General features: G+C 61.6%; 13 protein-coding genes. 12 read left to right on the forward strand and 1 reads right to left on the reverse strand.

Features of this window, described 5'->3' with window-relative positions:
* Position 1 precedes the first annotated feature (1 nt).
* From kdsA to ispD, 4 genes are all read left to right on the forward strand, one after another.
* Positions 2 to 847, forward strand: coding sequence for a 3-deoxy-8-phosphooctulonate synthase (gene kdsA / locus HX851_RS26445; protein ID WP_177063316.1), 846 nt, complete (start codon positions 2 to 4; stop codon positions 845 to 847).
* A 160-nt stretch (positions 848 to 1007) separates the two neighbouring features.
* Positions 1008 to 2297, forward strand: a complete 1290-nt coding sequence (gene eno, locus HX851_RS26450) for a phosphopyruvate hydratase (protein ID WP_103496391.1) — start codon at positions 1008 to 1010, stop codon at positions 2295 to 2297.
* 168 nt (positions 2298 to 2465) lie between these two features.
* Positions 2466 to 2744: a cell division protein FtsB gene (ftsB, locus tag HX851_RS26455; RefSeq protein WP_017127138.1), complete on the forward strand. Its 279-nt coding sequence runs from the start codon at positions 2466 to 2468 to the stop codon at positions 2742 to 2744.
* Positions 2741 to 3451 carry a 2-C-methyl-D-erythritol 4-phosphate cytidylyltransferase gene (gene ispD / locus HX851_RS26460; RefSeq protein WP_177063317.1) on the forward strand — a complete coding sequence of 237 codons (711 nt, stop codon included), beginning with the start codon at positions 2741 to 2743 and terminating at the stop codon, positions 3449 to 3451. The genes ftsB and ispD overlap by 4 nt, the downstream gene beginning before the upstream one ends.
* A 199-nt stretch (positions 3452 to 3650) precedes the next feature.
* Here ispD and HX851_RS26465 read toward each other — a convergent pair whose 3' ends face one another.
* Positions 3651 to 4547 carry a LysR substrate-binding domain-containing protein gene (locus tag HX851_RS26465; RefSeq protein ID WP_177063318.1) on the reverse strand — a complete coding sequence of 299 codons (897 nt, stop codon included), beginning with the start codon at positions 4545 to 4547 and terminating at the stop codon, positions 3651 to 3653.
* Between the two features lie 107 nt (positions 4548 to 4654).
* Between HX851_RS26465 and HX851_RS26470 the strand changes: the two genes are divergently transcribed.
* From HX851_RS26470 to rpoS, 8 genes are all read left to right on the forward strand, one after another.
* On the forward strand, positions 4655 to 5767 hold the full coding sequence (locus HX851_RS26470) for an S-(hydroxymethyl)glutathione dehydrogenase/class III alcohol dehydrogenase (protein ID WP_177063319.1): 1113 nt from the start codon (positions 4655 to 4657) through the stop codon (positions 5765 to 5767).
* 8 nt (positions 5768 to 5775) lie between these two features.
* Positions 5776 to 6633 carry an S-formylglutathione hydrolase gene (fghA, locus tag HX851_RS26475; protein WP_177063320.1) on the forward strand — a complete coding sequence of 286 codons (858 nt, stop codon included), beginning with the start codon at positions 5776 to 5778 and terminating at the stop codon, positions 6631 to 6633.
* A 94-nt stretch (positions 6634 to 6727) separates the two neighbouring features.
* Positions 6728 to 7201, forward strand: a complete 474-nt coding sequence (gene ispF / locus HX851_RS26480) for a 2-C-methyl-D-erythritol 2,4-cyclodiphosphate synthase (RefSeq protein WP_177063321.1) — start codon at positions 6728 to 6730, stop codon at positions 7199 to 7201.
* A complete protein-coding gene (truD, locus tag HX851_RS26485) occupies positions 7198 to 8256 on the forward strand; it encodes a tRNA pseudouridine(13) synthase TruD (protein ID WP_177066145.1) in 1059 nt (352 codons plus the stop codon). The genes ispF and truD overlap by 4 nt, the downstream gene beginning before the upstream one ends.
* Positions 8244 to 8993: a 5'/3'-nucleotidase SurE gene (gene surE, locus HX851_RS26490; protein ID WP_177066144.1), complete on the forward strand. Its 750-nt coding sequence runs from the start codon at positions 8244 to 8246 to the stop codon at positions 8991 to 8993. Before truD ends, surE begins: the two co-directional genes overlap by 13 nt.
* A 38-nt stretch (positions 8994 to 9031) precedes the next feature.
* Positions 9032 to 9667: a protein-L-isoaspartate(D-aspartate) O-methyltransferase gene (locus tag HX851_RS26495; RefSeq protein ID WP_177063437.1), complete on the forward strand. Its 636-nt coding sequence runs from the start codon at positions 9032 to 9034 to the stop codon at positions 9665 to 9667.
* 240 nt (positions 9668 to 9907) lie between these two features.
* Entirely contained in the window at positions 9908 to 10774 is an 867-nt protein-coding gene (locus HX851_RS26500; RefSeq protein WP_177066143.1) for a peptidoglycan DD-metalloendopeptidase family protein, read from the forward strand.
* Between the two features lie 107 nt (positions 10775 to 10881).
* The gene (gene rpoS, locus HX851_RS26505) at positions 10882 to 11886 is read left to right on the forward strand and encodes an RNA polymerase sigma factor RpoS (RefSeq protein WP_177063325.1); all 1005 of its coding nucleotides are present in this window, start codon (positions 10882 to 10884) and stop codon (positions 11884 to 11886) included.
* Positions 11887 to 12108 lie beyond the last annotated feature (222 nt).

Genomic DNA, 12108 nt, shown 5'->3' on the forward strand with positions numbered 1-12108 from the left:
GATGGCCCAGAAGATCATTCGCGTCGGCGACATCGAGATCGCCAACGACAAGCCGATGGTGCTGTTCGGTGGCATGAACGTGCTGGAAAGCCGTGACATGGCGATGCAGGTCTGCGAAGAGTACGTCAAGGTTACCGAAAAACTCGGTATCCCCTACGTGTTCAAGGCCAGCTTCGACAAGGCCAACCGTTCCTCCGTGACCTCCTACCGTGGCCCCGGCCTGGAAGAGGGCATGCGGATCTTCCAGGACATCAAGCAAGCCTTCGGCGTGCCGATCATCACCGACGTCCACGAGCCGGCCCAGGCCGCCGTGGCCGCCGAGGTCTGCGACATCATCCAGTTGCCGGCCTTCCTGTCGCGCCAGACCGACCTGGTGGTCGCCATGGCCAAGACCGGCGCGGTGATCAACATCAAGAAGGCCCAGTTCCTCGCGCCCCAGGAAATGAAGCATATCCTGAGCAAGTGCGTGGAAGCCGGCAACGACCAGTTGATCCTCTGCGAGCGTGGTTCGAGCTTCGGCTACAACAACCTGGTGGTCGACATGCTCGGCTTCGGCATCATGAAGCAGTTCGAATACCCGGTGTTCTTCGACGTGACGCACGCCCTGCAGATGCCGGGCAGTCGCTCGGATTCCGCCGGTGGTCGTCGCGCCCAGGTCACCGACCTGGCCAAGGCCGGCATGAGCCAGGGCCTGGCCGGACTGTTCCTCGAGGCGCATCCGGATCCGGACAACGCCAAGTGCGACGGTCCTTGCGCCCTGCGCCTGGACAAACTGGAGCCGTTCCTGGCCCAGCTCAAGGCGCTGGATGAACTGGTGAAGAGTTTTCCGACTATAGAAACCGCCTGATCCTCGTTTATTCGGTAAACTGCCGCACAATTTTCGCTCTGGCCTGCCGGCCGTACAGCTTTTGTGGGAGCCGGCTTGCCGGCGATAGCGATCTTACGGGCGCCATCGCCGGCAAGCCGGCTCCTACAGGGTTTTCGTCAACTTTGGAGTGTTTACAACAATGGCAAAAATCGTCGACATCAAAGGTCGTGAAGTTCTCGACTCCCGTGGCAACCCCACCGTGGAAGCAGACGTCCTTCTGGACAACGGCATCATCGGCAGTGCCTGCGCTCCGTCCGGTGCTTCCACCGGCTCGCGTGAGGCGCTTGAGCTGCGTGATGGCGACAAGAGCCGTTACCTGGGCAAGGGCGTGCTGAAGGCTGTCGGCAACATCAACGGTCCGATCCGTGAACTGTTGCTGGGCAAGGACCCTTCCGACCAGAAGGCCCTGGACCACGCGATGATCGCGCTGGACGGTACCGAGAACAAGGCGACCCTGGGCGCCAATGCCATCCTCGCCGTGTCCCTGGCCGCTGCCAAGGCGGCTGCGCAGGACCAGGACCTGCCGCTGTACGCGCACATTGCCAACCTGAACGGCACCCCGGGTGTCTACTCCATGCCGGTACCGATGATGAACATCATCAACGGCGGCGAGCATGCCGACAACAACGTCGACATCCAGGAGTTCATGGTCCAGCCGGTCGGCGCCAAGACCTTCTCCGAAGGCCTGCGCATGGGCACCGAGATTTTCCATCACCTCAAGGCCGTGCTCAAAGCCCGTGGCCTGAGCACCGCTGTCGGTGACGAAGGTGGTTTCGCACCGAACCTGGCGTCCAACGAAGATGCCCTGAAAGTCATCTCCGAAGCCGTTGCCAATGCCGGTTACAAGCTGGGCACCGACGTGACCCTGGCTCTGGACTGCGCGGCCAGCGAGTTCTACGAAGACGGCAAGTACAACCTGTCCGGCGAAGGTCAGGTGTTCACCGCCGAAGGTTTCGCCGACTACCTGAAAGGCCTGACCGAGCGTTACCCGATCATCTCCATCGAAGACGGCCTGGACGAGTCCGACTGGGCTGGCTGGAAAATTCTTACCGACAAGATCGGCGAGAAAACCCAGTTGGTGGGCGACGACCTGTTCGTGACCAACACCAAGATCCTGAAGGAAGGCATCGACAAGAAAATCGCCAACTCCATCCTGATCAAGTTCAATCAGATCGGCACCCTGACCGAAACCCTGGAAGCCATCCAGATGGCCAAGGCCGCCGGCTACACCGCGGTGATCTCGCACCGTTCCGGTGAAACCGAGGATTCGACCATCGCCGACCTGGCCGTGGGCACCGCTGCGGGCCAGATCAAGACCGGCTCGCTGTGCCGTTCCGACCGCGTTTCCAAGTACAACCAACTGCTGCGTATCGAAGAGCAATTGGGCGCCAAGGCGAAGTACAACGGTCGTTCCGAGTTTCGCGGTTAAGCGGTAGATGGTAAAAAGACACCGGATTGTGTCGGAAAAGTCGCTATAGCGGCTTTTTCGCAACTAATCTGATGGCTGACAAGCACAAGCCTGGTCTTTCCAGGCTTCGTGCTGTTGGGTATACGGAAGTCGGCTTGGCTGTCTTTTTCACTGGGTAAACGAAATTCGATGCGCAGTCCCAATTGGTTGTTCCTTGTCTTGCTCTTGCTGCTGGCTGGCCTGCAGTACCGCCTTTGGGTGGGTAACGGGAGCCTGGCGCAGGTAGCCGACCTGACACAACAGATTGCCGACCAGCATGCCGAGAACGAGCGTCTGCTGGAGCGTAACCGTGTGCTCGATGCGGAAGTTCTTGAACTGAAGAAAGGCATGGAGACCGTTGAGGAACGTGCTCGCCATGAACTGGGCATGGTCAAGGACGGTGAAACCCTTTATCAGTTGGCACAATGACTGACTCATCGCTACCGGCCTTCTGGGCCGTGATTCCTGCCGCGGGTGTGGGTGCCCGTATGGCGGCCGACCGTCCCAAGCAATACCTGCAACTGGGCGGACGAACCATTCTCGAACACAGCCTTGGCTGTTTTCTCGATCATCCGGGGCTCAAGGGGCTGGTGCTCAGCCTGGCGCCCGACGATCCCTATTGGCCTGGCCTGGCCTGTGCCGGCGACCCGCGCATCCAGCGCGTAGACGGTGGCGTCGAGCGCGCCGACTCGGTGCTCAACGCCTTGCTGCACCTGCATGCCCACGGGGCGGCGGATGAGGATTGGGTGCTGGTTCATGATGCGGCACGACCGAACCTGTCCCGTGACGATCTCGACAAGTTGCTGGCCGAGCTCGCCGACGACCCGGTGGGCGGCTTGCTGTCCGTGCCGGCCCGGGACACCCTCAAGCGTGTCGACCGGCACGGGCGGGTGGTCGAAACCGTTGATCGCAGCCTGATCTGGCAGGCCTACACACCGCAGATGTTCCGCCTCGGCGCCTTGCACCGGGCGCTGGCCGACAGCCTGGTGGCGGATGTCACCATCACCGATGAAGCCTCGGCGATGGAGTGGGCGGGGCAGGCGCCGCGCCTGGTGGAAGGGCGTTCGGACAATATCAAGGTCACCCGCCCCGAAGACCTGGAGTGGCTGCGCCTGCGCTGGGCCAACCGGCGCTGACAATCCAAGCCGCACTGCCGCTATCGCCAGCAAGCCGGCTCGCACAGTACGGTGTCTCCCCCCGGACTATCGTCAGCCGGGGACCTTGTAGGAGCCGGCTTGCCGGCGATGGCGTCCGCAAGATCGATGCAAAACTCAATGCCCTCATCGCCGGCAAGCCGGCTCCTACAGTGACCGCGTCTGTATTTGCAGGTGCCGGTCAGGCGGCGTACTCGGGCCGCCTGGCCAAGCCCTCCTTGAGATAGTCCACCAGCTTGCGCACCTTCGGCGACAGATGACGCTGTTGCGGATAGAGCGCCCAGACCGCCGTATTCGGCGGTTGATGGGGTTCCAGCAGCGAAACCAGCTGACCGTTCTGCAAGTGTTCGAGCACGTAATAGTCCGGCAACTGACACAAACCGACCCCTTGCAACGCCGCATCCAGCACCGCCTGGCCGCTGTTGCAACGCCAGTTGCCCTGCACCCGCTGGGAAAATTCGCGTCCGTCCTGGGCCAGTTGCCAGATATCCGAACTGCCAATCAGGCAGTTGTGTCGGCTCAACTCCGAGAGGCTATGGGGGCGGCCATAACGCTCCAGGTAGGAGGGCGACGCGCACAGGTACATCCGTCGCGGCGCCAAGCGGGTCGCCACCAGTCGCGAATCCTGCAGGCGACCCAGGCGGATTGCCAGGTCCAGGCCTTCATGGACCAGGTCCAGGGTGCGGTTGCTCAACTCGATATCCACCCGCAGTTGCGGATACAGGCCCATGAAGGTGGTTACCAGCGGCACGATAAAGCGCTCGCCATAGGCCACGGCACAGGTCATGCGCAGCATGCCCTTGGGTTCGCTGTTCAGGTCACCGACCGCCCGCAGGGCTTCTTCGCGTCCATCCTGCAAGCGCTGGCAATGCTGCAGGAAGGTCTGGCCGGCTTCGGTCAGTGTGACGCGCCGGGTACTGCGATACAGCAGGCGGGTCTGCAACCGCTCCTCCAACCGGGCGATCTGCCGGCTGATATGCGAAGAAGACACCCCCAGGCGTTCCGCAGCGGCGGTGAACTGGCTGCACTCGGCCACGGCGACAAACTCGTCGATGCCTTCCCAGCGGTTCTCGCTCATCTGATTATCCCTGTATGGCAATAATGTTTTGCTTTTGACTGAATTATTCATCAATAGACGATGATTTACACTCCGGTCTTTCGCATTCACTTTTCAGGAGTTGCTGGATGATCAAGTCACGTGCTGCCGTTGCCTTCGAGGCGAAAAAGCCTCTGGAAATCGTCGAAGTCGATGTCGCCCTGCCCAAGGCCGGCGAAGTGCTGTTGCGTGTCGTGGCCTCCGGCGTCTGCCATACCGACGCCTACACCTTGTCCGGCGCCGACCCGGAAGGCATCTTCCCGTCGATCCTCGGCCACGAGGGCGGGGCGATTGTCGAAGCCATTGGCGAGGGCGTGACCTCGGTGGCTGTCGGCGACCACGTCATTCCGCTGTACACCCCGGAATGCGGCAAGTGCAAATTCTGCCTGTCGGGCAAGACCAACCTCTGCCAGGCGATCCGGGCCACCCAGGGCAAGGGCCTGATGCCGGACGGCACTTCGCGTTTCTCCTACAAGGGCGAGACGATTTTCCACTACATGGGCACCTCGACCTTCTCCGAGTACACCGTGCTGCCGGAAATCTCCGTGGCCAGGATCGCCAAGGAGGCACCGCTGGAGAAAGTCTGCCTGCTGGGCTGCGGCGTCACCACCGGCATCGGCGCGGTGATCAATACCGCCAAGGTCAAGCCGGGTGACACCGTGGCGATCTTCGGTCTCGGCGGCATCGGCCTGTCGGCGGTGATCGGCGCGGTCAAGGCCAAGGCGGCGCGGATCATCGCCATCGATATCAACCCGGCCAAGTTCGAGATCGCCAGGCAGCTGGGCGCGACCGATTGCGTGAACCCGAAGGACTTCGACCGGCCGATCCAGGAAGTCATCGTCGACATGACCGACGGCGGCGTGGATTTTTCCTTTGAGTGCATCGGTAATGTGCAACTGATGCGGGCGGCGCTGGAGTGCTGCCACAAGGGGTGGGGCGAGTCGGTGATTATCGGCGTGGCCGGTGCCGGCCAGGAAATCGCCACCCGTCCGTTCCAGTTGGTGACCGGTCGCGTCTGGCGCGGTTCGGCCTTTGGCGGCGTGCGTGGGCGCAGCGAACTGCCAAGCTATGTCGATATGGCGCAGAAGGGCGAAATTCCGCTGGATACCTTCATCACCCACACCATGGGCCTGGAAGATATCAACAAGGCGTTCGACCTGATGCATGAAGGCAAGAGCATCCGTACCGTCATCCATTTCTGAGGTCGGTCATGAGCCTGGAAAACCTTTCCTGCCAGAAAAGCTTCGGCGGCTGGCACAAACGCTACAAGCATCATTCCGAAGTGCTCGGTTGCGACATGGTGTTCGCCGTCTATCTGCCGCCGCAGGCGGAGCAGGGCGTCAAGCTGCCGGTGCTGTACTGGTTGTCCGGGCTGACCTGCACCGATGAAAACTTCATGCACAAGGCTGGCGCCCAGCGCATGGCCGCGCAACTGGGGCTGATCATCGTCGCGCCGGACACCAGCCCGCGTGGCCCGGGTGTCCCGGGCGATCCCGAGAATGCCTGGGACTTCGGTCTCGGCGCCGGCTTCTACCTGAATGCCACGCAGGAGCCCTGGGCGCGCAACTACCGGATGCACGACTATGTGGTGCATGAGCTGCCGGCTTTGGTCGAAGCGCATTTCCCTGCGTCCGACAAGCGCGGCATCAGCGGTCATTCCATGGGCGGGCATGGGGCGCTGGTCTGTGCCCTGCGCAATCCGGGGCGCTACCAGTCGCTGTCGGCGTTCGCCCCGATCAGCAATCCGATGGATTGCCCGTGGGGACAGAAAGCCTTCTCGCGTTACCTGGGCGACGAGCGCTCGCGCTGGCGAGAGTGGGATGCCTGCGCGCTGATCAGCGAGGCGAGTGAAAAGCTGCCGATCCTGGTGGATCAGGGCGACCGTGATGATTTCCTGGCCAACCAGCTCAAGCCCGAAGCCCTGCAGCAAGCCGCGAGGCTGGCGGAGCATCCGCTGATCCTGCGGATGCAGCCGGGCTATGACCACAGCTATTTCTTCATCGCCAGCTTTATCTCGGATCACCTGATACATCACAGCGAAGCTCTTGGCGGAGGTTCTGCACGATAATTGTCTGCGCTCGCTCAGGCTAATTCTCGTACTAGAACCTAATGTCGGACAAAATAGGTAGAATCACGCCCTGACTAAATCGGGGCGTTTTTTTATGCGTATTGGCCACGGCTATGATGTGCACCGTTTCGCCGAAGGCGACTTCATCACTCTGGGCGGCGTGCGCATTGCACACCATCACGGATTGCTGGCCCACTCCGACGGCGACGTGTTGCTGCATGCCCTGAGTGATGCGTTGCTGGGGGCGGCGGCACTGGGGGACATCGGCAAGCATTTCCCGGACACCGATCCGACCTATAAAGGCGCCGATAGCCGCGTGTTGTTGCGCCACGTGGTATCGCTGCTCAAGGCCAAGGGCTGGAAGGTCGGCAATGTCGACAACACCATCGTTGCCCAGGCGCCGAAAATGGCCCCGCATATTGAATCGATGCGCGCGCTGATTGCCGCGGATCTTGAAGTTGAGTTGGATCAAGTGAACGTAAAAGCCACCACCACTGAAAAGCTCGGCTTCACCGGGCGGGAAGAAGGTATCGCGGTGCATTCCGTTGCCTTGTTGCTGCGCGCATGACGGAACTGGAACTACTGGGCCCGTGTGCCTATGGCGATGCCCTGGGCTGTGCGGTGCTCAAGGCCACCGCGGAGGATTTCCAGGTCGATGAAGTCCTCGACATCCCCTTGTCCGGCGACGGCGAGCACCTGTGGTTGTGGGTCGAGAAACGTGGCCTGAACACCGAGGAAGCGGCCCGGCGCCTGGCCAAGGCCGCCGGCGTACCGTTGCGCACGGTCAGCTATGCGGGGTTGAAGGACCGCCAGGCCCTCACCCGGCAATGGTTCAGCATCCAGTTGCCGGGCAAGGCCGACCCGGACATGAGCGCGGCGCAGAACGACACCCTGCAGATCCTCAAGAGCGTGCGCCACAAGCGCAAGTTGCAGCGTGGAGCCCATGCGGCCAACGGCTTCACCTTGCGCCTGAGCCAGCTGGCGGCGGACAAGGATGGCCTGCAGCAGCGCCTCGAACAGATCAGCCGACAGGGCATTCCCAACTATTTTGGCGCCCAGCGTTTCGGCCATCTGGGTGGCAACCTCGGTGAGGCGCGCGACTACGCCACCCGCCAGGCCCTGCCCGAGCAGCGTAATGTGCGTTCGCGGCTGCTGTCCACCGCCCGCAGCTACCTGTTCAACCAGGTGCTGGCGGCGCGGGTTGCCGATGGCAGCTGGAATCGTGCCCAGGTCGGCGACCTGCTGGCCTTCACCGACAGCCGCAGTTTTTTCCCGGCCGGTGAAGCCGAGTGCAGCGATCCGCGTCTGGCGATTCTCGACCTGCACCCCACCGGCCCGCAGTGGGGCGAAGGTCCGTCGCCGGCGACAGGAGCGACCTTCGAACTGGAGCAGGCCGTCGCCGCGCGTGAAGCCGAACTGTGCCAATGGTTGGTCAAGGCGGGAATGGAGCACGAACGTCGCATCCTGCGGCTGCCCATTGGCGGGCTGACGTGGCATTATCCCTCGCTGGACATTCTGCAACTGGAATTCGTCCTGCCGGCCGGATGCTTCGCCACTGTTCTGGTGCGCGAGCTCGTTGATCTGGTGCCGGTAGGGCAGACGGACAGCTCATGCGTATTCTGATTTCCAACGACGATGGGGTTTTTGCACCCGGTCTCGCCGCGCTTCATGCTGCGCTGGCGGATTATGCCGAGTGCCGGGTGATCGCCCCGGACCAGGACAAGAGCGGTGCCAGCAGTTCGCTGACCCTCGACCGTCCGCTGCATCCACATACCTTGCCCAATGGCTTCATCAGCCTCAACGGGACGCCTACCGACTGCGTGCACCTGGGGCTCAACGGCCTGCTGGAGCAGGAGCAGGACATGGTCGTGTCGGGCATCAACCTGGGCGCCAACCTTGGCGATGACGTGCTGTACTCGGGCACCGTCGCGGCGGCGCTCGAAGGGCGTTTCCTGGCGCGGACCTCGTTTGCCTTCTCGCTGGCCTCGCGCCAGCTCGATAACCTGGCCACCGCCGCGCATTTCGCCCGGTTGCTGGTGGAGGCTCATGAAGGGCTGAAATTGCCACCGCGCACGGTGCTCAACGTCAATGTGCCGAACCTGCCGCTGGAGCATATCCGCGGTATCCAACTGACCCGCCTGGGTCATCGGGCACGGGCGGCGAAGCCGATCCTCGAGGTCAACCCGCGAGGCAAGGCCGGCTACTGGATCGCCGCGGCCGGCGATGTGGAGGACGGTGGCCCGGGGACGGATTTCCATGCGCTGATGCAAGGTTTCGTTTCTGTGACACCGCTGCAGCTGGACCGCACGTTCAACGATGCCTTCAGTAGCCTCGACGGTTGGTTGGAGGGGCTTGCCTGATGGCGCGTGAAAACGATTTGCTGCGCGGCGGCATCGGCATGACTTCGCAGAGAACCCGCGAACGCCTGATCCAGCGGCTTTACGAAGAGGGCCTGTGCAACGCCCAGGTGCTGGAGGTGATCCGCCGGACCCCGCGCCATCTCTTCGTCGACGAAGCGCTGGCGCACCGTGCCTACGAAGACACCGCGCTACCGATCGGCCATAACCAGACCATCTCCCAGCCTTATATGGTGGCGCGCATGAGCGAGCTGCTGCTGGAGGCCGGTCCGCTGGACAAGGTGCTGGAGATCGGTACCGGTTCCGGCTACCAGACCGCTGTCCTGTCACAACTGGTCGAGCGGGTATTTTCGGTCGAGCGGATCAAGGTCCTGCAGGATCGCGCCAAGGAGCGCCTGGTCGAACTCAACCTGCGCAACGTGGTGTTCCGCTGGGGCGACGGTTGGGAGGGCTGGCCGGCGCTGGCACCGTACAACGGTATTATCGTTACCGCAGTGGCCACCGATGTACCCCAGGCGCTGCTCGACCAGTTGGCCCCGGGCGGGCGTCTGGTGATTCCGGTAGGGGCGGGGGAAGTCCAGCAACTGATGCTGATCGTGCGCGAGGAACATGGATTTTCCCGGCATGTACTCGGTGCGGTGCGTTTCGTGCCATTGCTCAACGGGCCGCTGGCTTGAGCATCTATTACATTTGTTTAAGACATGCGCTGAATTCTGTTGAACCTTGTCGGTCATAGGGCCGGACCAGCAGACAGTTATGTGTTTAAAAGTGTGTCGAGTTTCACTGTCGAACCGTACAAGAAGGTCGCTTATCGGGCTTTGCTGTCCGTAAAACTCCAACGGCCAGTTATACTTGCGCACACTACAGCCTGTACGGGCACTCTATATTCATTTCAGCCAACACAAAGGGAGCGGCGGGTGAGTCTCACAGTCATTCGGCAGCGTATGGGTAAAACAAGCGTTCAGCGCCTGATGATCGGTCTTGCCCTCAGTGCTTTACTGGCTGGTTGCTCCAGTGCTTCGAAGAACGGCGTGCGCGTCGTGGATCGCAATGGCAATGCGACAACCGCTGCCAGTGCCGCACCGCAACGACCGATGACCACCACCGGCCAGCATGTGGTAGTCCGGGGCGATACCTTGTTCTCGATCGCCTTTCGTTATGGTTGGGACTGGAAAGCCCTGGCCGCGCGCAACAATATTCCAGAGCCCTACACCATTCACGTCGGTCAGGCGATTCGCTTCGACGGCCGTTCAAATTCAACACCGGCGGTGGCGACGTCGACGACCACTTCGTCGAGTTCGTCCTCCAGCAAAATCACCATTACCCGGCGTCCGGTGACGGCTGCCGGGACGCCTGCAGCGACTCCCGCAGCGACCGCGGCGGCGACGCCGACACCGCCGCCGGGGCCCGCGCCGAAGGGCTGGGCATGGCCTTCAAATGGCATTCTGATTGGAAAATTCTCTTCAAACGGTAGTTTGAATAAAGGTATTGATATCGCCGGGGATTTGGGACAGCCTGTTTTAGCTGCGTCTGATGGGTCAGTGGTTTACGCCGGGAGTGGGTTGCGGGGCTACGGCGAGCTGGTCATCATCAAACACAGCGATACCTACGTCAGTGCTTACGGTCACAACCGTAGGCTGTTGGTTCGGGAGGGGCAGCAGGTCAAAGTCGGACAGACAATTGCCGAGATGGGATCAACTGGTACAGACCGGGTGAAACTGCACTTTGAGATTCGCCGCCAGGGCAAGCCCGTAGACCCATTGCAATTCCTGCCGCGTCGTTGATCCGTTTACCAGCCTGTTCTCATGACGTAGAGGGAACAGGCTCCAGCGTTGCCAGGGATAAAGGCGCCGCTTGAGCTTGAGGTCGAACTCACCAAAGGACTATAACAATGGCTCTCAGTAAAGAAGCGCCGGGGTTTGACATCGACGATGAGGTGCTCCTTGCGGACTCCGACATTGTCATGGATATGATGCCGGAGGACGACAGTTCTCCACCCCCAGTTCGTGCCAAGACCAAAAACGCTGCTGCGCTCAAACAGCACAAGTACATTGACTACACCCGGGCCCTGGACGCGACCCAGTTGTACCTCAATGAAATCGGTTTCTCCCCTTTGTTGTCCCCGGAAGAAGAAGTCCATTTTGCGCGGCTGTCGCAAAGCGGTGATCCGGCGGGACGCAAGCGCATGATCGAAAGCAACCTGCGCCTGGTGGTGAAAATCGCCCGACGTTACGTCAATCGTGGGCTTTCCCTGCTGGACCTGATCGAAGAGGGCAACCTCGGACTGATCCGGGCGGTCGAGAAATTCGACCCGGAACGCGGTTTCCGCTTTTCAACCTACGCCACCTGGTGGATCCGACAGACGATTGAACGGGCGATCATGAATCAGACCCGGACCATCCGTCTGCCGATTCACGTGGTCAAGGAACTCAACGTCTACCTGCGGGCGGCCCGCGAGCTGACCCAGAAGCTCGACCATGAGCCGTCCCCCGAAGAGATCGCCAACCTGCTGGAAAAACCGGTCGGGGAGGTCAAGCGCATGCTCGGCCTGAACGAACGGGTCTCCTCGGTGGATGTCTCCCTCGGCCCGGATTCGGACAAGACGTTGCTCGATACCCTGACGGATGACCGGCCGACCGATCCCTGCGAGCTGTTGCAGGACGACGACCTGTCCCAGAGTATCGACCAGTGGCTGTCCGAACTGACCGACAAGCAGCGCGAAGTGGTGGTACGCCGCTTCGGCCTGCGTGGCCACGAGAGCAGTACGCTGGAGGACGTTGGCCTGGAGATCGGCCTGACCCGTGAACGGGTGCGGCAGATCCAGGTCGAAGGCCTCAAGCGCCTGCGTGAGATCCTCGAAAAGAACGGCCTGTCCAGCGAGTCGTTGTTCCAGTAACGGAGCGGCGACCAATACCTGCGCGGACCTTGTAGGAGCCGGCTTGCCGGCGATGAGGCCCTTGAGCCTTGCTGCGTCCATCCGGACGCTATCGCCAGCAAGCCGGCTCCTACAATGGATGCCTCACGGCAAAATATCGTCCTGCCAAAAAAACTGTGGGAGCCGGCTTGCCGGCGATGAGGCCCTTGAGCCTTGCTGCGCCCATCCGGACGCTATCGCCAG

It is taken from the genome of Pseudomonas gingeri (assembly GCF_013385635.1).
In the GTDB taxonomy this organism is placed as follows: Bacteria; Pseudomonadota; Gammaproteobacteria; order Pseudomonadales; family Pseudomonadaceae; genus Aquipseudomonas; species Aquipseudomonas gingeri_A.

Bases quoted from the DNA above. Each gene is read 5' to 3' on its own strand.
- ispF (WP_177063321.1), top strand. From the start codon at position 6,728: ATGCGTATTGGCCACGGCTATGATGTGCACCGTTTCGCCGAAGGCGAC.
- eno (WP_103496391.1), top strand. From the start codon at position 1,008: ATGGCAAAAATCGTCGACATCAAAGGTCGTGAAGTTCTCGACTCCCGT.
- kdsA (WP_177063316.1), top strand. From the start codon at position 2: ATGGCCCAGAAGATCATTCGCGTCGGCGACATCGAGATCGCCAACGAC.
- surE (WP_177066144.1), top strand. From the start codon at position 8,244: ATGCGTATTCTGATTTCCAACGACGATGGGGTTTTTGCACCCGGTCTC.
- rpoS (WP_177063325.1), top strand. From the start codon at position 10,882: ATGGCTCTCAGTAAAGAAGCGCCGGGGTTTGACATCGACGATGAGGTG.
- ispD (WP_177063317.1), top strand. From the start codon at position 2,741: ATGACTGACTCATCGCTACCGGCCTTCTGGGCCGTGATTCCTGCCGCG.
- HX851_RS26495 (WP_177063437.1), top strand. From the start codon at position 9,032: ATGACTTCGCAGAGAACCCGCGAACGCCTGATCCAGCGGCTTTACGAA.
- ftsB (WP_017127138.1), top strand. From the start codon at position 2,466: ATGCGCAGTCCCAATTGGTTGTTCCTTGTCTTGCTCTTGCTGCTGGCT.
- HX851_RS26470 (WP_177063319.1), top strand. From the start codon at position 4,655: ATGATCAAGTCACGTGCTGCCGTTGCCTTCGAGGCGAAAAAGCCTCTG.
- HX851_RS26465 (WP_177063318.1), bottom strand. From the start codon at position 4,547: ATGAGCGAGAACCGCTGGGAAGGCATCGACGAGTTTGTCGCCGTGGCC.
- fghA (WP_177063320.1), top strand. From the start codon at position 5,776: ATGAGCCTGGAAAACCTTTCCTGCCAGAAAAGCTTCGGCGGCTGGCAC.
- truD (WP_177066145.1), top strand. From the start codon at position 7,198: ATGACGGAACTGGAACTACTGGGCCCGTGTGCCTATGGCGATGCCCTG.